Consider the following 23,464-nt stretch of genomic DNA (forward strand, 5'->3'; position numbering starts at 1 on the left):
CTGGAATAACGGAAGGATAATTTACATGAGTTATATAGATGAAGTTCAAAAACGAAGAACATTTGCCATCATCTCACACCCGGACGCTGGGAAAACGACGATGACTGAAAAATTGCTTTTGTTTGGTAACGTGATTCGTGAAGCGGGAACAGTAAAAGGAAAAAAATCCGGAAAGTTCGCTGCATCGGACTGGATGGAAATCGAAAAGCAACGTGGAATCTCGGTTACATCAAGTGTGATGAGTTTTCCTTATGAAGACTTTTACGTCAATATTTTAGATACACCAGGACACGAGGATTTCAGTGAGGACACGTATCGGACATTAACGGCTGTTGACAGTGTTGTGATGATCATTGACTCCACAAAGGGCGTTGAGCCACAAACGATTAAGCTTTTCAAAGTTTGTCGAATGAGAGGAATTCCGATTTTTACATTCATTAATAAGCTTGACCGTGAAGGTAAGGATCCTCTTGATCTTTTAGCGGAAATTGAAGAGGTGCTTGGGATTGAGTCCTATCCAATGAACTGGCCAGTTGGTATGGGAAAACGATTTTTGGGGATTGTCGACCGCTATAACAATCGCTTCGTTCATTTTACTGGGAACGAAGATGAAAAAATTATTCCTTTAGAGGAGCTAGAGGACGGCAAGTATCCAGCCATTACTGATACACCGGTTTATGACAGTACACAAGATGAGTTACTCTTATTAGATGAAGCTGGAAACAATTTTGATGTGGAGCGTGTCGTTAACGGAGAGCTTACTCCTGTATTCTTTGGTAGTGCACTCGCAAATTTTGGTGTGGAAACATTTTTTAATACATTTTTACGATTCGCATCAGCACCGAAGCCTCGTAAAACAAATCTTGGCTTAGTTCCTCCAGAGGACGAAACGTTCTCAGGGTATATTTTTAAAATCCAAGCAAACATGAATACGAAGCACCGGGATCGAATTGCGTTCCTACGTGTCTGCTCTGGAAAGTTTGAACGCGGCATGAGCGTTAACATCACTCGTACCGGTAAATCCATCAAGTTGAATCAGACCCAACAATTTATGGCGGCAAGCCGTGAAACTGTTGATGAGGCATATCCTGGGGATATTATTGGAATTTATGACCCGAACGTATATCAAATCGGTGATACATTAACTGCTGGTAAAGAAGATATGCATTATCAAGAGTTACCTGTGTTCCCACCAGAAATGTATCGTAAGGTCCGCGTAAAGAACGTCATGAAGGCGAAGCAGTTTAGAAAAGGAATTGAGCAGCTCGTTCAAGAAGGTGCGATTCAATTATTCAGACAAGAAACAAATGATGATTTCATCCTTGGTGCGGTTGGTCAGCTTCAATATGATGTGTTTGAATATCGACTAGAGGCAGAATACAATGTTTCAGTTGAATTCACTTCCCTTGGGAACCGGATCCCAAGATGGATTGCAAACAAGAATGTCGATACACGTCTGTTCGATTCAAGAAGTTTACTTGTTCGTGACCGGAATGAACGCTATGTCGTTTTATTTGAAAATGACTTTACGTATCGCTATTTCCAGGATAAAAACAAGGACATCGAGCTCATTGACTTATATGAAAGTAATGACTATAAAGGTGTTTAAATTAAATCGCCCAGAAACTTTTCTGGGCGTTTAGTTTATGATAGAAAGGATTAGCTATGAGCAGAAATTTGTTTCGAAAAATCTTCAATCAGGACCATCCGAATATAAAAGTTATTACAGTGCTGCTACTTGTTGTTAGCATTGTTTCCATTCTCTTGGCGATTGGAATTGGACCTGTTTCTGTTAATCCATATATAGTTATTAAGATTCTTCTAGCAAAACTTCCTTTTCTCACGATTGAATCTAGCTGGACACAGGTTGAGTATAATATCGTCTGGGGTTTGCGATTGCCAAGGGTTTTATTAGGAATGATTGTCGGTGCCTCATTAGCGATAACAGGAGTTGTCATGCAGGCATTGGTTCGTAACCATTTGGCTGATCCTTTCATACTTGGGGTCTCATCAGGTGCATCTGCAACGGCAACATTAGGGATGCTATTTGGTGCCTTTTCAATTTTTGGGACATACTCACTATCGATCAGCGCGTTTATTGGTGCTGCTGTGACGATTATAGTAGTTTATTTACTCTCAAGAGTGAACGGTCGAATTAATGTCACTCATCTTTTACTATCGGGTGTAGCAATTGCCCTCATGACGGATGCTTTGACTAGATTTATTACGCTTAGTGCACCAAATGCTTTGGGATTACATAATGCTACTTTTTGGATGTCGGGTAGTTTAGCTGGGGCGAAATGGGGATATTTAACGCTACCACTGATTGTGGCTGTTATTTGTATGGTCGTTTTGATGAGCCAATACCGGGCATTAAATGCCTTGCTTTTTGGAGATGATACAGCTGGTACATTAGGCTTTAATGTGGCAAGATTGCATAAAATGCTAATTCTCGTCGCTTCTCTTTTAGCTGGGGTTACAATTGCAGTGAGTGGTTCAATTGGGTTTATTGGGTTAATGGTTCCACATATTGCAAGGTTGCTCGTTGGATCCGACCATAAGCGCGTCCTTCCTGTAAGTGCTTTGCTCGGAGGGATTTTTGTGATTTGGACTGATGTTGCTGCCCGCATGGTGATTGCGCCGGAGGAATTACCAATTGGAATTTTAACCGCATTAGTCGGAGGACCCTTTTTTATTTGGTTATTAAAATCAAAGAAGAAATGAGGTGAAGAATTGAAGCTACAGGTAGAGAATTTATATTTTTCATTGGATGAGAAACAAATTATTGAAGATATGAATCTACATGTCTCAGAAGGCGAGTTTGTTGGAATAATAGGACCCAACGGAAGCGGAAAATCAACCCTTTTAAAAAATATCTACCGTGCATTAAAACCAGATTCCGGGGTTTTATTTTTGGACGGGAAGAATATAAATAAAATGAATCCAAAGACGGCTGCGAAAAAGATGGGGGTAGTCGGGCAGGTAAATGAAGTTCCGTTTGATTTTAAAGTGGAAGAGATCGTTGCCATGGGTAGAAGCCCCTATAAAGGCTTTTTTGAAGGTGACAGTCTGCAAGATCAAGAGATTGTTGCGGAAGCGATTAAGCAAATTGGTATGTCCGATATGAATAAACGGAATTTTAGCGATCTGTCAGGCGGAGAAAGGCAACGTGTACTGCTTGGAAGAATGTTAGCACAGCAAACCGATTTGCTGCTTTTAGATGAGCCGACAAACCACCTCGATATCCAGCATCAGCTACAAATTTTTGACTTGATTAAGGTGCTGGGGGTTACCGTTTTATCAGCCATCCATGATTTAAATCTAGCCGCTCTTTATTGTGACCGACTATATGCCGTCAAGGATGGACGAATGTTGTTGGCAGGTACAACCGAAGAGGTGTTAACTTCAGAATCGATTTACAAGATTTACGGTGTTCGGGCAGATGTAACGGTTCACCCAGTTACTAATAAGGTGTCAATTACCTTTTTACCGCAAAGTTTACTAGAAGGAGAAAATAAATGAAAAAACTAGTATTTGTTATAACAGGGATGCTCGTGTTGATGTTAGCAGGATGTGGCGGGCAAAAAGAGGATACGGCTGCAAAACAATCTGAGGACTCTCTTATTATTGATAATTATGGTAGAGAAGTAGAAATGACTGAAAAGCCTTCTAAGGTGTTAACATTGGGGCCGAATGCAACAGAATTATTTATTGCGTTAGGACTATCTGATTATGTTGTAGGGAATAGCTTAGATAATCATAGCCGTGGTGCTCTTCCAGAATATGCGAAGGAATATGATAAAATCCCTGAGCTTACATATGGTTCTGCTACAAGAGAAGCTGTACTAACAAGTGGAGCGGATTTTATTTATGGTATCGACTGGGAATTCGGCAGTGAAGGTCTGGATGTCGATGAGCTTGAAAGCTATGGTGTCAAGGTGTATATGAACAAGGCAACTACAATGGAAGAAATCTATCAAGAAATCCTTGATCTCGGTAAAATTTTTAAAATTGAGGAGCGAGCGGAAGCATTTGTTGCTGAGCAGAAGGAAAGAATTGCGGACGTGCAGGAGAAATTGGTCGGCCAGGAACCAGTCGATGTACTCGTTTATGATAGTGGTGGAAATGGTGTTTTTACAGCAGGCGGGACAAACTTTGAAACATTGTTGATTGAGCTTGCTGGGGGACGGAATGTTTTTGAAGATATTACGGACAAGCAATGGGCCACTGTCAGCTATGAGGAGGTTCTTGCTAGAAAGCCTGATGTGATTTTGATACACGATTATGACGCACCTTCAATCGAGCAAAAAATAAAGGACATCAAAAATGACCCTGCCCTTTCACAGTTAGAAAGTGTCAAAAACGAAAACTTTCTTGTTATTTCATTAGAGAGCGTATTACCTGGAAATCGTATGGCATATGCGGTGGAAAGTTTAGCGGAAGGGTTTTATCCAGAGGTGTTTGAATAGCAAGGGTAAATTATGTGTTTTACTTTCGTTGTTTTGGTATAGTAAATTTATGAAATTGTTGAAAGGACACGAATTTGATGCTATTGAAACTTTTGCTGGCGCTCATCCTTCCGGGTGTACTCGTCGTTTTCTTTACAAGGGTGACCTATAATTATTATGTAGGCTTTTTACTAGCGGTTGCTCTAATTGCTGCATCCATATATAAAGGATATGCAGATTCCATTTATATCATCATTGCGGATTTCATCTCGCTCGGAGCGGGATTTCTGTATGCTAGGAACATGGGGAAAAGGGCAAAAAAATAAAAGGGTATGTCGGAGTTTTTGTTAAGGACTCTTTGCTATGCAGATGAAGCGAAACGTCCTTCATCAAGCTTATAAAGGATTGATTGCCAATGATGTTGCTTCGGACAGTCCTTCATTGAGGAAATGAAGGACCGTTTTCCCTTAATGTTGTGTCGCAAAGTCCTTCAATTCTCCTCCATCTTCTCCAACTCTGAAACGATCACTTTTTTAATTTCATCATCACCGATTGCCCCATTATGAAAGGTGTTTGAATCCATCCAATAAAGCTGCCGAAAGCTAACCCCGTTATTTAGCTCGATTTCTAAAAAAACACGTTCACCTTCAAATTTTCCAGTTAAGTGTAGACCATACGGGTCATCTAGTCCAATCCGATACCATGCCTGGATAAATTGTTCCTTTGATTTGTCTGAAAATGTATGTAGACGACTACCATCCTCGGTACTTTCAATGTGAATATGTTTTGCCAACCCATCAAGTGGATAAAGCTCACCGGCTGTTTTTGCTTTCTTATTTTCATCAACAACATATACTTTATCATCGGCCACTACGATGAAAGTGGACGGGTATCCTTTTACCTCATAAATCGAAGTTCCTTTGGGCAAATAAGCGGCATCTCCATTCTCCATCTTGTGATCACTGCATGCGTGCTCATTCATCATGAAGGTCACTTTTCCTAGTTCTTCTCCCTTTTCAATTGAAAGTAAGCTTTGTTCATCCGTAGAATCTGGAAAATGATGTTGGTACTTTACATCGTTAATCATCAAAGCATCAACCCACTCAATTACTTCTCCATTGGGGCAACCTGATCCGACATTGTTATTGCATGAAACTAAAAAGCCCAATACGAAAACCAGAAGAAGGACTCCACATCCTTTTTTCATAAAACACCTCACCATTACATGGCTTTTTCCAAATTATAACATGTTTTACAACAGATATTTCAAATAAAAAATCGAATATCAGTTCGTATTTTTGTTTGTTTTAGGTTGGTTTGTGGTACAATGTTTCTATCTAGAAAAAGTCAGTGAAAAAACACATAAAACAGTTCAGAAAAAAAGGATTGGAGGATTGCATGTGAAAGATCAATTTGAATTAGTATCTAAATATTCCCCACAAGGTGACCAACCAAAAGCAATTGAAGAGCTAGTGGAAGGGATCAAAGCGGGGAAAAAGTATCAGACTTTGTTAGGTGCAACTGGAACAGGGAAAACATTTACGATTTCAAATGTAATTAAAGAAGTAAACCGACCAACCCTGATTATTGCCCATAATAAAACATTAGCTGGACAGCTTTACAGTGAGTTTAAAGAATTCTTTCCTAATAATGCTGTTGAATATTTTGTCAGCTATTATGATTACTTCCAGCCCGAGGCGTATGTTCCCTCATCTGATACATATATCGAAAAAGATTCAAGCGTGAATGATGAAATCGATAAGTTGCGTCACTCTGCAACATCTTCCCTTTTTGAACGACGTGATGTCATCATCATTGCTAGTGTATCATGCATCTATGGTTTAGGTTCTCCAGAGGAGTATCGGGAACTCGTTGTGTCCCTACGTACTGGGATGGAAATCGAGCGTAATGAACTTTTGCATAAACTGGTGGATGTTCAGTATGAACGAAATGATATTGACTTCCGTCGCGGAACTTTCCGTGTAAGAGGAGATGTAGTCGAAATATTCCCAGCCTCACGTGATGAGCACTGTATTCGCGTGGAGTTTTTTGGTGATGAAATTGATCGGATCCGCGAGGTTGATGCTTTAACGGGTGAAATTCTTGGCGAACGTGAACATGTCGCCATTTTCCCGGCATCCCACTTCGTAACCCGTGAAGAAAAAATGCAAATCGCGATTAAAAATATTGAAGCGGAGCTTGAGGAACGGTTAGCTGAGCTTCGTGAAAATGGTCAGCTTCTTCAGGCGCAACGACTTGAGCAACGAACCAATTATGACCTGGAAATGATGCGTGAAATGGGCTTTTGTTCAGGAATCGAAAACTATTCACGTCATCTAACATTACGACCACCTGGTTCAACACCCTATACATTATTGGATTATTTTCCAGAAGATTTGCTAATTGTCGTAGATGAGTCGCATGTTACATTGCCTCAGATTCGAGGAATGTTCAATGGTGACCAAGCGAGAAAACAAGTATTGGTGGATCACGGATTCCGACTTCCATCGGCATTGGATAACCGTCCATTACGTTTTGAGGAATTCGAAAAACATGTCAATCAAATCATCAATGTCTCAGCAACACCTGGACCTTATGAAATTGAACACACCGATGAAATGGTTGAACAAATCATTCGTCCAACTGGATTGCTTGACCCTATCATTGATGTACGGCCAATTCAAGGTCAAATTGATGACCTATTAGGTGAAATTCAAGTTCGCGTAAATAAAAATGAGCGTGTCCTTGTGACAACTTTAACGAAAAAAATGTCTGAGGATTTAACGGATTACTTAAAGGATATTGGAATCAAGGTAAACTATTTGCACTCAGAAATTAAAACGCTTGAGCGGATTGAAATTATCCGTGATCTACGTATGGGGAAATATGATGTTCTTGTAGGAATTAACTTACTTCGTGAAGGATTAGATATCCCAGAGGTTTCACTTGTTGCCATCCTTGATGCCGATAAGGAAGGGTTCCTCCGTTCAGAACGTTCGCTTATTCAGACCATTGGTCGGGCAGCCAGAAATGCAAACGGAAGAGTCATTATGTATGCAGATAAAATCACGAATTCAATGGAAATTGCGATTAATGAAACAAAGCGACGTCGTGAGATTCAAGAGGAATACAACAAAAAACATGGAATTACACCACAGACCATCCAAAAAGAAATTCGAGATGTCATACGAGCAACGGTGGCAGCAGAGGAAACGGAAAATTACGAAGCAGCACCTAAACTAACAGGACTATCGAAAAAAGAACGCGATAAAGTGATAGCTGACATGGAAAAAGAAATGAAGGAAGCCGCAAAAGCACTTAATTTCGAACGAGCAGCTGAATTACGTGATTTAATTTTGGAGTTAAAAGCGGAAGGATGACAGACACATGGCATTAGATAAAATCGTTGTGAAAGGCGCAAGGGCGAATAATCTAAAAAATATAGACATTACGATTCCAAGAGATAAATTGGTTGTCGTTACTGGTTTATCTGGTTCAGGTAAGTCTTCCCTTGCGTTTGACACTATTTATGCAGAAGGGCAACGACGATATGTCGAGTCCCTTTCAGCTTACGCACGTCAATTCTTAGGACAAATGGATAAACCAGATGTCGATTCAATCGAAGGTCTTTCCCCTGCGATTTCAATTGACCAAAAGACAACAAGCCGTAACCCAAGGTCAACCGTTGGAACGGTTACGGAGATTTATGATTATTTGCGTTTATTATATGCGCGTGTTGGTAAACCAATTTGTCCCAATCATGGTATCGAAATTACCTCTCAAACCATTGAGCAAATGGTTGATCGGATTTTAGAGTACCCTGAACGAACAAGGCTCCAAGTCCTTGCTCCTGTTGTATCAGGTCGTAAGGGTGCTCACGTCAAGGTCTTAGAAGATATTAAAAAACAAGGCTATGTGAGAGTTCGCGTCGATGGAGAGATGCTTGAGCTTTCTGATGATATCGAGCTTGAAAAAAACAAAAAGCATTCAATCGAGGTTGTTGTTGACCGTATTGTGATAAAAGAGGGTGTAACATCGAGACTAGCTGACTCAGTTGAAGCAGCACTTCGTCTTGGTGAAGGAAGGGTCATCATTGATGTAATGGGGGAAGAAGAGCTTTTGTTTAGTGAACTCCATTCCTGCCCTATTTGTGGTTTTTCAATTGGTGAGCTTGAGCCAAGAATGTTCTCTTTCAATAGTCCTTTCGGGGCCTGCCCTGATTGTGATGGTTTAGGAAGTAAGCTTGAAGTCGATCCTGCTCTCGTTATTCCAAACTGGGATTTATCACTTCGAAAGCATGCAATAGCCCCGTGGGAGCCAACAAGTTCACAATATTATCCGCAATTGCTTGAAGCAGTTTGTAACCATTATGGTATCGACATGGATATGCCAGTTAAGGATATACCGAAGCATTTAATGGATAAGGTTTTATATGGAAGTGATGGCGAGGAAATCTTTTTCCATTATGAAAATGATTGGGGCCAGGTTCGTGAAAATTATATTCAGTTTGAAGGCGTTCTTCGAAATGTAGAAAGACGTTACAAAGAAACAAGCTCTGATTATATTCGTGAGCAAATGGAAAAATACATGGGTGAAAAGGCTTGCCCTTCCTGTAAAGGTCATCGTTTGAAAAAGGAAAGCCTTGCTGTTCAAATATCTGGAAAGCATATTTCACATGTTACTGATTTTTCTATTAATGAGTCTTTAGAGTTTTTCTCTAATGTTGAGCTTTCTGAAAAGGATAAGCAAATTGCCAACCTTATTTTTCGAGAAATCAAGGAACGACTTGGGTTCCTAGTCAATGTAGGACTTGATTATTTGACGTTAAGTCGCGCAGCAGGGACGTTGTCAGGTGGAGAAGCACAGCGAATTCGTCTTGCTACCCAAATTGGTTCACGGTTAACAGGTGTTCTCTATATTCTAGACGAGCCCTCAATTGGTCTACACCAACGAGACAATGATCGACTCATTGATACGTTAAAAGCAATGAGGGATATTGGAAACACGCTAATTGTGGTAGAGCATGATGAGGATACCATGCTTGCGGCAGATTACCTAATTGATATTGGCCCAGGGGCTGGTACCCATGGTGGAGAAATTATATCAGCAGGAACTCCGAAAGAAGTGATGGAGGATCCGAAATCCTTAACAGGTCAATACTTATCAGGTAAAAAGTTCATACCACTTCCGATTGAAAGAAGAAAACCGGATGGTCGCTTTATCGAAGTTGTTGGAGCGAAGGAGAACAATTTAAAGAACGTAACAGTGAAGTTTCCTCTTGGTATGTTCGTAGCCGTTACAGGAGTATCTGGTTCAGGTAAAAGTACATTAGTAAACGAGATTCTTCATAAATCTCTTGCTCAAAAGCTAAATCGTGCTAAAAGTAAGCCAGGTGAGCACAAAACCATAAAGGGACTTGAACATTTAGAGAAGGTAATTGATATCGACCAATCTCCAATTGGACGAACACCACGTTCAAACCCGGCCACCTACACTGGGGTATTTGACGATATTCGTGATTTGTTTGCAAATACAAATGAAGCGAAAGTCAGAGGCTACAAAAAAGGTCGCTTTAGCTTTAATGTGAAAGGTGGACGCTGTGAAGCTTGCCGTGGAGATGGAATTATCAAAATTGAAATGCACTTCCTTCCAGACGTTTACGTTCCATGTGAGGTTTGTCATGGGAAACGCTATAACCGTGAAACATTGGAAGTTAAATATAAGGACAAGAATATCTCAGATATATTAGATATGACGGTTGAAGAGGCAGTTTCATTCTTCGAAAACCTTCCTAAAATTAAGCGGAAAATACAAACGCTGTTTGATGTAGGGTTAGGATATGTTAAATTGGGACAACCAGCTACAACTTTATCTGGTGGAGAAGCACAACGTGTGAAGCTCGCTTCTGAATTACATCGCCGCTCAAACGGAAAAACTTTCTATATTTTAGATGAGCCTACAACTGGACTACATGTCGATGACATCTCAAGACTCTTAAAAGTATTGCAGAGACTTGTGGAAAGTGGCGATACAGTCCTTGTGATCGAACATAATATTGATGTGATCAAAACAGCAGATTATATCATTGACCTTGGACCTGAAGGAGGAGACAAAGGTGGTACCATCGTGGGAACAGGCACACCAGAAGAAATCGCAAAAATCGAAGCCTCCCACACCGGCCACTACCTAAAACCGGTCCTAGAACGTGACCGAGAGCGAATGAGAGAACTCATTAAAGAAAAAGAAACCGTGTAGGAACCAGAGGCAGGAGCCAAAGGGACGGTTCTTGTGGCTCTCTTAATAGGAAAATCCCGATTTGCTTCATAGCAAGTTGGGATTTTTTTAAATGCATATTTCTCTCCTAACTGTAAAACTATGGTATCCTGTTAAGAGAATGAACGGATAGGTGATACCCATGCGAGATATGGCACAGAAAAAGCTTTATAGACTTTGGACAGGAGAATTGGCTGCGGCCATTTTATTCCCAATCCTATGGTTGTTCTATATTCCAACATTTGAATGGTCTATCGAGTATTTAACTACTTTTCCACATATATTTGCTTTCTGCATTTTAGAGTTTATTTTGTTCCAAGGAAGTTATTATTGGTATGTAAAGTGGAAACGACTCAAAAAGGGGAAACAGTCGTCTCTGACAAACAAACAACTGGCACTTTTTCGTATTTTCAAAATCAGTAATCTTGTATTACTAGTAATTGGAATACCTGTACTTGTCTATCAAGCTACGTTTTCAAAAGGGCTATTTTGGTACCTTTTCTTATATGGTTTTGCCATGATTGAATATATCAATTATTATCATATACGCCTTTCCTATATGAGTGTGGAGGAAATAAAAGAATTTATCCGACAGAAAGGATTTCGCCACTCCATTTTAGCGAGGGAAATGAGGAAACTACGTAATTAATTATTACTCGAACAAGGATTTTACCGTTAATACGATTTCCTTTGGTCTTACGTTGAGGGAAGCAAGTCTATTAAGTTCAATCCAGACTGGAGTATAAGAGCCTCGGTTTTTATTTTTAGAGAATTCCTCTCCCATCTAGAATAACAGAAAAGGACTTTATTTTGAATTTGCTTCATACAGATAAAAATATAGCGTTAACCCATTTTAAGACGTTTCATATGCAAGAATCTCAAGAAAATTACCTCGAAATCAACGACAAACAAAAACTCACAGACAATAAAGCGACTGAAATCATCAGGAATATCTGCAATGTAGACCACTGCTTAGACCTTCAAAAGATAACAAATCCAACCACACGAGAAATACATATCTAAAACCTAAAATCAGAGGGACTATCAACTAGACAAATAGCAAGACTCACCGGCATAAGCCGCAAAGTAATATCAAAAGTATAAGATGGCCAAGGAGAAGAAAGGAGTACCAAGGGGCCACGGGGACGGTTCTCTCGGCTCTAAAGTACAGAAAATTGACAAAATTAATCCATGGATCACAGGAACCGTCCCTCTGGTCCCAAAAGGAGCTCAAAAATGAAAATGACGATCAGGGTTATTGAGGTTTTGTTAGGACTCATCTTTTTAGGAGCTGGATTAAATGGCTATGTTGTCTTATTTGGATTTGAACCGTTTGCTCCAACTAGTCCAGCTGCTATGGAATTCTTGGGAGACGGCTATTTATTGGCATTGGAAAAGGGTGTCGAAATTATTGCCGGCATCTTACTGATCATTCGTAGGTATGTACCATTGGCCTTAGTTGTTTTAGGAGGATTAATCGTCAATATATTAGCGTTTCATATTTTTGTAGATTCAGAGTTGCTATTATTAGCTATTGTGATAACCATTTTTGAAGCCATTTTAACTTGGCACTATCGTGAAAACTTTAAAGGCTTGTTAGAAAGCAAGCCAAAGCAATGAATCCAGTAGGGTGACCTCTGGATTTTTTTGAAAAAGTGGGGATGTTTCTCCTTTTACCCCTGATCACTCTATTAAGAAGAATAACCAAAGGAGCCACGAGAACCGTCCCTATGGTCCCTAAGCCTCGAGGCGTATTTTTGTAAAATGTTGAAACCATTGATGTGTAGGTTTCGTATATAGAGGTATGAAGGGGAGATGTTGAGTGAATACGGATAAATTAATTGCAGCGTTGTGTTACTTTAGTATTTTTTTTGCAGGATTTATTTTACCAATCGTAGTTTATATTCTAGTTCAAAATCCAGAGGTTAAAAAGCATGCCCTCCATGCGTTGATTTCACATATTATTCCAGCAGCTACAGTCGTTTTTGTCATTATACCATTTTTCTTTATGTGGTCAGTGGAGGCATTTGCAGCAGCCATGGTGCTGATTTTCATTCTGTTAGCCATCATTAACATTGGAATCGTGATTTGGAACATCGTAAAGGGAATTCAAGTATTAGCTCACGATGAATTTTAACTTTATTCAGCGGAAGTCCACTACTTTATTAATTTGGATTAGTGCAAAAAGCGTATCTCATTTCAGTTGGGGTTCAAACCTCGACTGAATAAAGTTAAAGCCTCCGGCGGATGCCTCGATTTTTAAAATGAAATTTTTCGAGCTTGCTCGAAAAAAAATCGGGCGCAAATACGCCAAGGCGCATTTGATAGGAGGAATTTACTGATGAAAGAGGAACAAAAACGTATTTTAAAGCTTGTCGAGGAAGGAAAACTTACAGCAGAGGAAGCAATCATTCTTATTGAAAAACTTCATACGGCTGAAGAAACCGGGGACCCAGCACAAGAAATCAAGACGGAGCTTTCAACTCAGGTTCAGTTCGAGCAATCCCAAAATCAACACCAGAACACGTATGAAAATAAAGGTTCAGCAAAACACAAATTTATGGACTTTATCGACACTGCACTGAAAAAAATCAAGGACCTTGACCTCGACTTTAATTTTGGTACCGCAGTAGACGTGAAACATATTTTTCAGCATAAGGACGTATACATTACGAAGCTTGACCTAGATGTTTCAAACGGAAGTATCACGATTATTCCATGGGAAGAGCGGGATGTTCGGGTTGAATGTGAAGCAAAAGTATACAACATTGAAAACCAGGAAAGAGCGCGAAAAGCATTTTTAGAGGATGTCCTTTTCTCAATTGAAAATGGTGCGCTTCGTTTATCGATTCAGAAAAAGCAAATGAAGGTTCATGCGAAAATCTATGTTCCACAGGAAAACTATGAAAGTATAAAGGCTCGCATGTTTAACGGACCGATTACAGGGGAAAATTTACGAGTAAAGGAATTCCGTGCAAAGACAGCAAATGGCGCCATTACTATCACAAACTTCGACACCGATTCAGTAGAAGTAGAAACTGCAAATGGTCACATTAAAGCGGATCAAATCACTAGCAAGGACTTTGAAGCTGAAACGATTAATGGTACAGTAACAGCAACAGGTCTTTTTGAAAAAATAGACCTCCAAAGCTTTAACGGAAATATTACGTGTGATCTTCAAGGTGATGTCTGCCACACCGCATTTGTAAAAACGACAACGGGTGGCATTGATATGTTTATTGCAAATGAATACCAGGTTGATGGAGAATTAAAATCAAACCTTGGGAATTTTAAGTCAGAGCTTCCGATGATGTCGATTATTGAAGAGAAAAACGAAGTTGTTCAGAAGTCACTTCGCTTTAAGGCGAATGAAGAAAAAGCGCAAAAGCTACATCTATTTGCCGAAACGAAAACAGGCTCGATAACTATAAAGTGAAACTTCATTCAGTGGGGGACTTCATCCACCCACTGAATGTTAGTTGAACCAATCGGGCTTTTACTGGCAGTTTGATCCCTAAAAAAATTATTGGTTGTCCCTATGAACTGCAGTCGGGGTCTTACTGCCAGTTAATGCGGGATAAAACCACTTTGAGGTGTTAAATATGAAAAAGAAATTATACCGCTCTACCCGAAATAGAATGCTAGGAGGAGTGCTCGGAGGTCTAGCTGATTACACGGGAATCGATGCGTCCCTATTACGTATTCTTGCGGTAGTTGGGTTTATATTAGGTGTGGGATCTCTTGGTCTCATTTATCTCGTTTGGATTTTTATTGTACCGAATGAAGGAGATGTCTTATAGATAATGAAATGGCTTGCTAGCATAATTGTCAACAGCATCGTACTCATGGTTGTCGCAGGCTACGTCGATACCTTTCACTTAGAGGGTGTCGGCGCAGCAATCACGGCAAGCATCATCCTGTCGATTTTAAATGTAATCGTCAAACCTATTCTCATACTTTTAACCTTACCTGTCACGGTTCTATCATTAGGTTTATTTTTATTCGTGATCAATGCTATTACCTTAATGTTGACACAGTCCATAATGGGAGACTCCTTCGTCATCGAAGGCTTTGGAACGGCGGTACTAGCAGCAGTCATCATTTCTATTCTAAACCTACTGATTCAAAAGGTAATCGTAGAACCGCTTCAGGAGAAAAAGAAATAATTTCTCAAAACAGCGTTGTCCAGAAGGAATAACGCTGTTTTTTATTGAATTAATAGTAAAAAATGTTAAGGAGCCTAGCCATGTTTCCAAAACTAGAAACCGAAAGACTTAGAATAAGAGAAATTGTACATAGTGATGCTCAAGGGATTTTTGACTGCTTTTCAAACCATGATGTAACACGCTATTACGGACAGGACCCTATAACCGAATTAAAACAAGCAGAACAGTTTGTTGAATTCTTTGAAAAAAGTTATATAGAAAAGCGTGGGATTAGATGGGGAATTGAATTAAAGGAAAGAGAGGGGCTTATCGGCACCATTGGGTTTAATGCCTGGTCTCCTAAACATAAGCGAGCAGAGATAGGCTATGAACTTCATCCCCAATACTGGCGAAAGGGATATATATCCGAGGCTGCTTCAGAAGTGATAAGATATGGTTTTAACGAACTTGGATTAACACGTATTGGGGCAGTTGTGTTTCTTGAAAATGAAGCATCCAACGATTTATTAAAAAAACTCGGTTTTGAGAAAGAGGGAGTCTTAAGAAACTATATGTACCAAAACGGTGTCCCGCACGATACGAATGTTTACTCGTTGTTAAAATAAAGTCGCTCAAAGACATTCCATGCTGGAATGTCTTTATAACGTTTATCAAGAATATGTTCCTAACCATCTCACCCCAAACCACTTCCAAACATTCTTCACCAATTTTAATCAGAAAAGTTTTGGCGTTACACAGAAAAATGCTAAAATGGAGAATGAGTTTAACTTTGCTAGTAAACAAGCCCTAAGCATAAGAATTACCAGGGCTATTTAAAAGATGCAGAAATCAAATCAAACATAAATCTACACGAATCACAATCGAGGAGGTACGGATGTGCCAAAAGTTAGTACAAAGGATTTAATTGAGAAATTTAAGTTAGAATTGGTAAGTGGGGAAGAGGGGATCAATCGTCCAATCACCACAAGTGATATATCAAGACCAGGTATCGAGCTTGCTGGATTTTTTGATTATTATCCAGCGGAGAGGATTCAGCTTTTAGGAAAAACGGAGCTTACCTTTTTTGATAAATTATCACATGATGAGAAAATGTACCGAATGGAGAAGCTTTGTACAGACATTACGCCTGCGATTATAATTTCTCGCGATATGGAAGTGCCTCCAGAGTTAATTGAGGCTTCTGAGCGTGAATCTGTTCCGGTGATTAAGTCTTCTATAAAAACGACAAGACTATCGAGTAGAATTACGAACTTCTTGGAAAGCAAGCTTGCACCAACAACTGCAGTACATGGTGTTCTCGTGGACATATACGGGGTTGGGGTTCTAATCATCGGTAAAAGTGGTGTTGGTAAAAGTGAAACAGCCTTGGAGCTCGTGAAACGAGGGCACCGTCTTGTTGCGGATGACTGTGTAGAAATTCGTCAGGAAGATGATGATACGCTTATTGGAAGCGCACCGGAATTAATCGAGCATCTCCTTGAAATCCGTGGTCTAGGAATTATCAACGTGATGACCCTATTTGGTGCAGGAGCCATCCGTAATTTCAAACGAATTACGTTAGTCGTCAACCTTGAGCTCTGGGATCAAACGAAACAATATGATCGACTTGGGCTTGAAGAAGAAAAAATGAAAATCATTGATACTGAATTAACAAAATACACAATCCCAGTTCGACCAGGGCGAAACCTTGCAGTTATTATCGAGGTGGCAGCAATGAATTACCGTCTAAAACGAATGGGCTTAAACGCAGCAGAGGATTTTACAAATCGGCTCTCAAGTGCGATTGAATATGGGGAACATGACGACATGTAACAAAAGTTGAAAAAAGGGAGTGGAGAAAGTGGATCGAAATATACAACCATTAGACCCGACATTTTTAGAACTGGGCGCACTACGGATTCAATGGTATGGACTTATTATCGGGCTGGGAACCATGCTTGCCCTGTATCTTGCCATCAAGGAATCAGAACGCAGAGGCATGCATAAGGATACATTTATGGACCTTATGCTGTTTGCAGTTCCAATTGCCATAATCTGTGCAAGAATCTACTATGTTATTTTTAAATGGGATTATTACTCACAAAATCCTTCTAAAATCATTGCGATTTGGGAAGGGGGAATTGCGATTCACGGTGCCTTGATCGGTTCCGTTGTGACAGCGATTGTGTTTGCAAAAGTAAAAGGATTGTCATTCTGGAAAATTGCTGACATTGCCGCACCAAGTATTATTTTGGGTCAAGCGATTGGTCGTTGGGGAAACTTTATGAACCAAGAAGCACATGGTGGACCGATTGCAGAAGCAAACATCCAAACCTTTTATAACGTATTGCCTGACTTTATTATGGACCAAATGTATATAGAAGGCGTGTACTATCACCCAACCTTTTTATATGAGTCTATTTGGAGTTTAGTTGGATTTGTTATATTGCTTATGCTTCGAAAAGTCAATTTAAGACGCGGGGAAATGTTCCTCACATATGTGATCTGGTATTCTATTGGTCGTCTTTTCGTCGAAGGGCTGCGTACAGACAGCTTAATGCTAGGGGATATTCGAGTAGCTCAGTTGGTTTCAGTTGTGTCCATTATAGGAGCTTTAGTCGTACTTATTTATCGCAGAAAAAAAGGGCATTCAAACGAACGTTATTTAGAGAACTAATTCATTAAAAGGGAGAGGGAAAACTTGCTAGACATGATCAAGAGAGGCTTCATAGTAGGACTAAAAACTACTTGGACATTGGGGAAAGTAATTTTTCCTGTTACCCTTCTCGTTACATTGCTTCAGCATACGCCAGTGCTAGATTGGGTGATTACGTGGATTGCACCTATAATGGGCTGGTTTGGTTTATCAGGTGATGCGGCAATTCCACTTGTATTAGGAAACTTTTTAAACCTTTATGCGGGAATTGGAGCGATTTTAACATTGGATTTGACCGTGAAAGAAGTGTTTATTTTAGCGGTCATGCTATCATTCTCACATAATATGATTATCGAATCCACTGTTGCTGCAAAAGTTGGAATGAAAATTTGGATCATTGTACTGGTTAGACTTGGTCTTGCGTTTATCTCTGCCTTTGTTATCAATCTAGTTTGGAATGGCGGTAGTGAGCTAGCAAAATATGGACTTGTGTCAGGTACAGAAGAACAAATTTCAGGCTGGGGCAGTATCCTTTTAAATGGGATTGAAAAAGCATCTTTTGGGATTCTGCAATTAGCCATCATTGTCATTCCACTTATGGTTGTGATTCAAATATTGAAAGAATTAAAATGGTTAGATGTGTTCTCCAGTTGGATGAAACCAGTCACAAAAGCACTGGGGATGAAGGAAAATACATCAACAACCTTGGCATCAGGGATTTTGTTCGGCTTAGCTTTCGGAGCGGGTGTAATGATTCAGGCGGTAAAAGAGGATAATGTAGATAAGAAGGATTTAACATTGGCGTTTATTTTCCTAGTGTCCTGCCACGCAGTCGTTGAGGATACGCTTATCTTTGTCCCACTCGGAATTCCGGTTTTACCGTTGTTGTTAATCCGTCTCATCACAGCAACGATTTTAACAATGGTCGTCGCTTTTATCTGGAAACGTGTCGAGCAGAATAATAGAAAGGAAATTATTTATGGCAATTAAAACACTTTTATTTGATTTAGATGGAACGTTAATTGATACAAACGAACTGATTTTACAATCTTTTTTACACACTTTTGAAACATACTTTCCGGACCGTCAATTTACCCGGGAGGAGATCCTGCCGTTCAATGGTCCAACCTTGCATGAATCATTTTCTTCAGTGGATCCGGATCGGGCAGAAGAAATGATTGCGGAATATCGTAAATTCAATCATGAAAAGCATGATGAACTGGTAACTGAGTTTCCTGGAGTGTTCGACACCATCAAAACCTTGAAGGAACAAGGTTATAAAATTGGTGTCGTTACGACAAAGATAAGAAATACAGTGAATATGGGATTAAAACTAACAAAACTCGATCAATTCTTTGATGTAGTGGTGACATTGGATGATGTTAAAAATCCAAAACCAGACCCAGAACCAGTACTGCTGGCATTAAAACTGTTGGGTTCAACACCTGAAGAAGCAATCATGATTGGTGACAATTATCAGGACATCGTAGCTGGTCAAAATGCAGGAACAAAGACTGCTGGAGTCGCTTGGTCTCATAAAGGAAAAGACTTCTTATTAGAATACAAACCTGATTTTATGCTTGAGAATATGAGTGATCTGTTGGATATTGTTTCGGTAAAAGGATGAAAAAATAGTGAAACGACGAACCACGCGTTATAATGTTTCAGGTCCCAATTCGCTTTGGCAAATCTATAAAACCGTATCTTTTTGGAAGGTTGTCAAAAACTTTATTATCATTCAGATAGCACGATACACACCGTTTTTAGGCGTGAAAAATTGGTTATATCGCACCTTTTTAAAAATGAAGGTTGGCGAAAAAACAGCATTTGCACTCATGGTAGTGCCAGATACTATGTTCCCGGAAAAAATCAGTGTCGGAAGCAATACGGTCATTGGCTTTAATACAACGATTTTAGCGCATGAATATTTGATCAAGGAATATAGACTTGGAGACGTTAAAATTGGTAGTGAAGTTATGATTGGTGCTAATACAACAATTTTACCTGGCGTGGAAATTGGAGACGGGGCAATTGTGTCGGCTGGCACTTTAGTCCATAGGGACGTTCCAGCCGGAAGCTTTGTCGGGGGAAATCCGATGCAGGTGATATATACAAAAGAACAACGGGAACAGCGTGAACAAGGGGAATCAGACCATTGATAATGGTTTGGTTCCTTTTTTTTGTTTCACCCATACCTAGTCTCATTCCTCACTCCCCTTTCCGCGACTCTCTTTTTCCAACATCTGTCTCCTTTCTTCCTCTCTTGCTTACAAATTCCTAACCTACTTATCAACAATATTCACACAATACAGAAACCTCCTTGGAAGTTATCAACAATACCCACAATATCCACAGGTCCGCTTTATCCACAATCCACAACAACCCCAAAAACCGAATCAACTAAATTCTGACTTTTTCGTTGACGTTTGGTAGGGATAGGTGTAATATATACTTTATCTTGGTAGTATGTTAGCGAACTAAAGTAAAAATAATTTAGTGAAATATATGGAAACATAATTAAATACAAACTTTGGTGGTGACGAAAATCGTGTTTATGTTTGAAAAACCCCTGGGGATGAGAGATACATTGCCAGCTTTATATGAAGCGAAAAAGAAAATTCGAAATGCTATGTCGTCTCAAATTGAAAGCTGGGGCTATCAATTTATTGAAACTCCAACACTTGAATATTATGAAACAATCGGTGAGGCATCAGCGATCCTCGACCGTCAACTATTTAAATTATTGGATTCACAGGGACATACACTTGTCCTTCGACCTGATATGACGGCGCCAATTGCCAGAGTTGCAGCGTCCCGATTATATAAAGGAGAATACCCACTACGTATCGCATACTCAGCAAATGTGTTCCGCGCTCAACAACATGAAGGTGGAAGACCTGCCGAATTCGAGCAAATCGGGGTTGAGTATATTGGTGATACGACAACCAGTGCAGATGCAGAGGTTATTTCTCTTATGATTTCGGCACTTAAGCAAGCGGGACTTACCAATTTTACCGTGCCAATTGGTCATATTGGCTACGTAAAATCATTGTTCATGGAGATTGTCGGAAACGAAGCAAGAGCTGATGTTCTTCAACGTTATTTATATGAAAAAAATTATGTTGGCTATAGAGAGCATGTGAAAAACTTGCCGCTCTCTTCTATTGATAAACAACGATTGCTAACTCTTTTACAATTAAGAGGAAATGACGCAAAAATTGCTAAAGCAAAAGAATTAGTCGAATGTGAAGAAGGAAAAAAGGCAGCCGAAGAACTTGAAATGCTGTGGAAAAAGTTAGAGGCATTCGGTGTGACAGAGCATATTAAAATTGATTTTAATCTTGTCAGTCATATGAGCTACTATACAGGAATCCTTTTCGAAATTTACGCTGAGAATGTTGGCTTTTTAGTTGGTAACGGCGGTCGCTATGATCATTTATTTGAAAAATTTGATCGTCCAGCACCGGCGACAGGCTTTGGAATTCGGATTGATCGACTTCTGGAAGCACTTGATCTACCACAGGATGAGCCCGAAATTCATTGTGTGATATTTAGTGCAGAACAACGAGACGAAGCCATTCGCTTTGCGATGAATAAAAGAGAACAGGGTGAGCGCGTCATCCTTCAAGATATTGCTGGAATCAAGGATGTGGATGCGTGCACAAGCGCATTTGCGAAAAATACCTTTTTCTTAGGAACGACAAAGAAGGAGGAAGAGTAAATGAACGACAAACTAACGATAGCGATGCCGAAAGGACGAATTTTTGAAGAAGCGGCACAGCTTTTACAAAAAGCAGGCTACAAGCTTCCTCCTGAATTTGAGGATTCCCGAAAATTAATTATCGACGTGCCTGACGAGCCATTTCGATTCATGCTTGCAAAGCCAATGGATGTCACCACGTATGTGGAGCATGGCGTTGCAGACCTTGGAATTGCCGGGAAGGACGTTATGCTTGAGGAAGAGCGCGACGTTTATGAAGTGCTTGATTTACAAATTAGCAAATGCTATCTCGCGGTTGCAGGGTTACCTGATGTGAAAGTGAAAGGTGTTGCACCTAAAATTGCCACGAAATATCCAAACGTCGCCTCTGGTTATTTTCGTGAAAATGGGGAACAGGTGGAAATCATTAAATTGAACGGTTCCATTGAACTTGCTCCTTTAATTGGATTGGCCGACCGAATTGTGGATATTGTATCAACAGGACGCACCTTAAAGGAAAATGGATTGGTTGAGCTTGAGCACATAGCGGACATCACTTCACGTCTTATCGTCAATCCAGTGAGCTATCGCTTAAGAGATCAGCAAATCGACGATATTGTAGAGAGATTATCCAAAGTCGTATCTCAATAGTTAGAAAGGACCGACACAGCATGCGAATAGAACGTGTAACCAACACTGTTTCACTGAAGCGGACAATTGATAGTGGGACTGAGGAACAGAGAAAAGCAGTATTAGAAATACTTACCGAAGTACAAAAAGAAGGGGATAACGCCCTTCGATCTTATACGGAAAAATTTGATGGAGTTTTACTTCGTGAGTTTAAAGTCACGGATTCAGACATCAAAGAAGCTTATTATAAATTAGATGAGAATATGGTTCAAATCATTAAAGAAGCCGCGGAAAATATTCGAGATTACCATAGTCGACAAACCAAGCAGTCATGGATGACGATGAAGGATAATGGTACGATTCTTGGTCAAAAAATCACCCCACTTGATGCTGTAGGTGTGTATGTACCAGGTGGGAAAGCAGCCTATCCATCATCCGTCCTCATGAATGTCATCCCAGCACAGGTTGCAGGTGTCAAGCGAATCGTGATGGTATCCCCACCTGGGAAGGACGGTACAATTCCAGCAGGTGTAATCGTTGCAGCTGATATATTGGGTGTTAAAGAAATCTACAAGGTAGGCGGTGCTCAGGCAGTTGGCGCCTTGGCATATGGTACTGAATCGATCAAGCCTGTTGATAAAATTGTCGGACCTGGAAATATATTTGTGGCGTTGGCCAAGCGTGAGGTATATGGAAATGTGGATATCGACATGATCGCAGGACCAAGCGAAATCGTTGTGTTGGCGGATGAAACAGCTCTTCCAAACGAAGTAGCAGCTGACCTTTTATCCCAGGCTGAGCATGATGAGCGGGCATCAAGTATTCTTGTAACGCCCTCTATGGAGCTAGCCGAATTAGTTGCTGAAGAAGTTGAAAAACAATTATCGCTCCTACCTCGTGAGGCGATCGCGAGAGCTTCCATCAATGACTTCGGGGCGATTTATGTCACAAATGATGGAGATGAAGCCATTCAGGTTGTAAATGAGCTTGCACCTGAGCATCTAGAAATCATGACAAAGGAACCTATGGAACAGGTAGGTAAAATCAAGCACGCTGGTGCAATATTTATCGGTCGTTATAGTTCAGAGCCTGTTGGCGACTATTTCGCTGGTCCAAACCATGTTCTTCCAACAAACGGAACAGCACGTTTTTCAAGTCCATTAAGTGTGGATGATTTTACGAAAAAATCCAGCATCATTTCATACAGCAAACAAGCAATTGTAGATAACGGTCCAAAGATTGCGGCTTTCGCAAGACTAGAAGGACTGGAAGCACACGCGAGAGCAGTTGAAGAACGATTAAAATAGGAGGTTCAAAAGTCCGGTGAAAATGACACAGCGAATAGAGGAACTTCGACTAAATGCCGACAAGTCCTGTGTCGAACGTCGAAGTCACCACATCCTGTGGAAGAGCGTTGGCTTGCTTTTTCGTTCCTCACGTATTAACTACATACGTTCCGGTTCCGGTACTCAAAGCTGCGCCGCCTTGAACTTTCGACGCACAGGATGTGCTAGTGCCGGCGACGCCACAGGACGTGGCGATATTAGCCGGCGAGGTCCTTTTCATCCTCCTTTTGAACATTTATTTAAATAATTCACAAAATTGAGGATTT

Annotated in this window: 23 protein-coding genes; 22 read left to right on the forward strand and 1 reads right to left on the reverse strand. The window is 40.2% G+C overall.

Annotation, left to right across the window (positions count from 1 at the left end; translation table 11 throughout):
* Positions 1-25: 25 nt before the first annotated feature.
* The 5 genes from DZB84_RS16410 to DZB84_RS16430 all read left to right on the forward strand — a co-directional run bounded on the left by DZB84_RS16410 (position 26) and on the right by DZB84_RS16430 (position 4,774).
* Positions 26-1,609, forward strand: coding sequence for a peptide chain release factor 3 (locus DZB84_RS16410; RefSeq protein ID WP_116353357.1), 1,584 nt, complete (start codon positions 26-28; stop codon positions 1,607-1,609).
* A gap of 56 nt (positions 1,610-1,665) precedes the next feature.
* Complete coding sequence (locus tag DZB84_RS16415; RefSeq protein ID WP_116353358.1) at positions 1,666-2,724, forward strand: FecCD family ABC transporter permease; 1,059 nt, start codon at positions 1,666-1,668, stop codon at positions 2,722-2,724.
* A 9-nt stretch (positions 2,725-2,733) separates the two neighbouring features.
* Positions 2,734-3,522, forward strand: a complete 789-nt coding sequence (locus tag DZB84_RS16420) for an ABC transporter ATP-binding protein (protein WP_116353359.1) — start codon at positions 2,734-2,736, stop codon at positions 3,520-3,522.
* Complete coding sequence (locus tag DZB84_RS16425; protein ID WP_116353360.1) at positions 3,519-4,469, forward strand: ABC transporter substrate-binding protein; 951 nt, start codon at positions 3,519-3,521, stop codon at positions 4,467-4,469. Before DZB84_RS16420 ends, DZB84_RS16425 begins: the two co-directional genes overlap by 4 nt.
* A 77-nt stretch (positions 4,470-4,546) precedes the next feature.
* A complete protein-coding gene (locus DZB84_RS16430; protein ID WP_189655277.1) occupies positions 4,547-4,774 on the forward strand; it encodes a CsbA family protein in 228 nt (75 codons plus the stop codon).
* Positions 4,775-4,938: 164 nt separating this feature from the next.
* Here DZB84_RS16430 and DZB84_RS16435 read toward each other — a convergent pair whose 3' ends face one another.
* On the reverse strand, positions 4,939-5,655 hold the full coding sequence (locus DZB84_RS16435; protein ID WP_116353361.1) for a hypothetical protein: 717 nt from the start codon (positions 5,653-5,655) through the stop codon (positions 4,939-4,941).
* Between the two features lie 193 nt (positions 5,656-5,848).
* Here DZB84_RS16435 and uvrB point away from each other — a divergent pair, with 193 nt between their 5' ends.
* The 17 genes from uvrB (at position 5,849) to hisD (ending at position 23,159) form a co-directional block, all read left to right on the forward strand.
* Positions 5,849-7,828, forward strand: coding sequence for an excinuclease ABC subunit UvrB (gene uvrB / locus DZB84_RS16440; protein ID WP_116353362.1), 1,980 nt, complete (start codon positions 5,849-5,851; stop codon positions 7,826-7,828).
* Positions 7,829-7,835: 7 nt separating this feature from the next.
* On the forward strand, positions 7,836-10,703 hold the full coding sequence (gene uvrA, locus DZB84_RS16445) for an excinuclease ABC subunit UvrA (RefSeq protein WP_116353363.1): 2,868 nt from the start codon (positions 7,836-7,838) through the stop codon (positions 10,701-10,703).
* A gap of 160 nt (positions 10,704-10,863) precedes the next feature.
* Positions 10,864-11,370, forward strand: a complete 507-nt coding sequence (locus DZB84_RS16450; RefSeq protein WP_116353364.1) for a hypothetical protein — start codon at positions 10,864-10,866, stop codon at positions 11,368-11,370.
* 587 nt (positions 11,371-11,957) lie between these two features.
* Positions 11,958-12,341: a hypothetical protein gene (locus DZB84_RS16455; protein WP_189655278.1), complete on the forward strand. Its 384-nt coding sequence runs from the start codon at positions 11,958-11,960 to the stop codon at positions 12,339-12,341.
* A gap of 202 nt (positions 12,342-12,543) precedes the next feature.
* Entirely contained in the window at positions 12,544-12,858 is a 315-nt protein-coding gene (locus tag DZB84_RS16460; RefSeq protein WP_116353365.1) for a magnetosome magnetite crystal formation protein family, read from the forward strand.
* 204 nt (positions 12,859-13,062) lie between these two features.
* Positions 13,063-14,157 (forward strand): DUF4097 family beta strand repeat-containing protein, encoded by a 1,095-nt coding sequence (locus DZB84_RS16465; protein WP_116353366.1) that lies wholly within the window; start codon positions 13,063-13,065, stop codon positions 14,155-14,157.
* Between the two features lie 166 nt (positions 14,158-14,323).
* The gene (locus DZB84_RS16470) at positions 14,324-14,521 is read left to right on the forward strand and encodes a PspC domain-containing protein (protein WP_116353367.1); all 198 of its coding nucleotides are present in this window, start codon (positions 14,324-14,326) and stop codon (positions 14,519-14,521) included.
* Positions 14,522-14,887, forward strand: coding sequence for a phage holin family protein (locus tag DZB84_RS16475; protein ID WP_223254487.1), 366 nt, complete (start codon positions 14,522-14,524; stop codon positions 14,885-14,887). It abuts the gene before it with no gap.
* A gap of 80 nt (positions 14,888-14,967) precedes the next feature.
* Positions 14,968-15,492, forward strand: a complete 525-nt coding sequence (locus DZB84_RS16480; RefSeq protein ID WP_116353369.1) for a GNAT family N-acetyltransferase — start codon at positions 14,968-14,970, stop codon at positions 15,490-15,492.
* A gap of 271 nt (positions 15,493-15,763) precedes the next feature.
* Positions 15,764-16,699: an HPr(Ser) kinase/phosphatase gene (gene hprK / locus DZB84_RS16485; RefSeq protein ID WP_116353370.1), complete on the forward strand. Its 936-nt coding sequence runs from the start codon at positions 15,764-15,766 to the stop codon at positions 16,697-16,699.
* Between the two features lie 28 nt (positions 16,700-16,727).
* The gene (lgt, locus tag DZB84_RS16490; RefSeq protein ID WP_116353371.1) at positions 16,728-17,543 is read left to right on the forward strand and encodes a prolipoprotein diacylglyceryl transferase; all 816 of its coding nucleotides are present in this window, start codon (positions 16,728-16,730) and stop codon (positions 17,541-17,543) included.
* 33 nt (positions 17,544-17,576) lie between these two features.
* Positions 17,577-18,512: a nucleoside recognition domain-containing protein gene (locus DZB84_RS16495; protein ID WP_116353466.1), complete on the forward strand. Its 936-nt coding sequence runs from the start codon at positions 17,577-17,579 to the stop codon at positions 18,510-18,512.
* Positions 18,502-19,149 carry a pyrophosphatase PpaX gene (gene ppaX, locus DZB84_RS16500; protein ID WP_116353372.1) on the forward strand — a complete coding sequence of 216 codons (648 nt, stop codon included), beginning with the start codon at positions 18,502-18,504 and terminating at the stop codon, positions 19,147-19,149. Before DZB84_RS16495 ends, ppaX begins: the two co-directional genes overlap by 11 nt.
* Positions 19,150-19,156: 7 nt before the next feature.
* The gene (locus DZB84_RS16505; protein ID WP_116353373.1) at positions 19,157-19,681 is read left to right on the forward strand and encodes an acyltransferase; all 525 of its coding nucleotides are present in this window, start codon (positions 19,157-19,159) and stop codon (positions 19,679-19,681) included.
* A 389-nt stretch (positions 19,682-20,070) separates the two neighbouring features.
* On the forward strand, positions 20,071-21,243 hold the full coding sequence (locus tag DZB84_RS16510) for an ATP phosphoribosyltransferase regulatory subunit (RefSeq protein ID WP_189655279.1): 1,173 nt from the start codon (positions 20,071-20,073) through the stop codon (positions 21,241-21,243).
* A complete protein-coding gene (gene hisG / locus DZB84_RS16515; protein ID WP_116353374.1) occupies positions 21,244-21,873 on the forward strand; it encodes an ATP phosphoribosyltransferase in 630 nt (209 codons plus the stop codon).
* A gap of 20 nt (positions 21,874-21,893) precedes the next feature.
* The gene (gene hisD / locus DZB84_RS16520) at positions 21,894-23,159 is read left to right on the forward strand and encodes a histidinol dehydrogenase (protein WP_116353375.1); all 1,266 of its coding nucleotides are present in this window, start codon (positions 21,894-21,896) and stop codon (positions 23,157-23,159) included.
* Positions 23,160-23,464 lie beyond the last annotated feature (305 nt).

The sequence above is a fragment of the Bacillus sp. HNG genome (assembly GCF_003400205.1).
In the GTDB taxonomy this organism is placed as follows: Bacteria; Bacillota; Bacilli; order Bacillales; family Bacillaceae_L; genus Ferdinandcohnia.

Bases quoted from the DNA above. Each gene is read 5' to 3' on its own strand.
- uvrA (WP_116353363.1), top strand. From the start codon at position 7,836: ATGGCATTAGATAAAATCGTTGTGAAAGGCGCAAGGGCGAATAATCTA.
- DZB84_RS16455 (WP_189655278.1), top strand. From the start codon at position 11,958: ATGAAAATGACGATCAGGGTTATTGAGGTTTTGTTAGGACTCATCTTT.
- ppaX (WP_116353372.1), top strand. From the start codon at position 18,502: ATGGCAATTAAAACACTTTTATTTGATTTAGATGGAACGTTAATTGAT.
- hisG (WP_116353374.1), top strand. From the start codon at position 21,244: ATGAACGACAAACTAACGATAGCGATGCCGAAAGGACGAATTTTTGAA.
- DZB84_RS16410 (WP_116353357.1), top strand. From the start codon at position 26: ATGAGTTATATAGATGAAGTTCAAAAACGAAGAACATTTGCCATCATC.
- DZB84_RS16435 (WP_116353361.1), bottom strand. From the start codon at position 5,655: ATGAAAAAAGGATGTGGAGTCCTTCTTCTGGTTTTCGTATTGGGCTTT.
- DZB84_RS16465 (WP_116353366.1), top strand. From the start codon at position 13,063: ATGAAAGAGGAACAAAAACGTATTTTAAAGCTTGTCGAGGAAGGAAAA.
- DZB84_RS16470 (WP_116353367.1), top strand. From the start codon at position 14,324: ATGAAAAAGAAATTATACCGCTCTACCCGAAATAGAATGCTAGGAGGA.
- DZB84_RS16415 (WP_116353358.1), top strand. From the start codon at position 1,666: ATGAGCAGAAATTTGTTTCGAAAAATCTTCAATCAGGACCATCCGAAT.
- DZB84_RS16430 (WP_189655277.1), top strand. From the start codon at position 4,547: ATGCTATTGAAACTTTTGCTGGCGCTCATCCTTCCGGGTGTACTCGTC.
- hisD (WP_116353375.1), top strand. From the start codon at position 21,894: ATGCGAATAGAACGTGTAACCAACACTGTTTCACTGAAGCGGACAATT.
- DZB84_RS16450 (WP_116353364.1), top strand. From the start codon at position 10,864: ATGCGAGATATGGCACAGAAAAAGCTTTATAGACTTTGGACAGGAGAA.
- DZB84_RS16425 (WP_116353360.1), top strand. From the start codon at position 3,519: ATGAAAAAACTAGTATTTGTTATAACAGGGATGCTCGTGTTGATGTTA.
- DZB84_RS16480 (WP_116353369.1), top strand. From the start codon at position 14,968: ATGTTTCCAAAACTAGAAACCGAAAGACTTAGAATAAGAGAAATTGTA.
- DZB84_RS16495 (WP_116353466.1), top strand. From the start codon at position 17,577: ATGATCAAGAGAGGCTTCATAGTAGGACTAAAAACTACTTGGACATTG.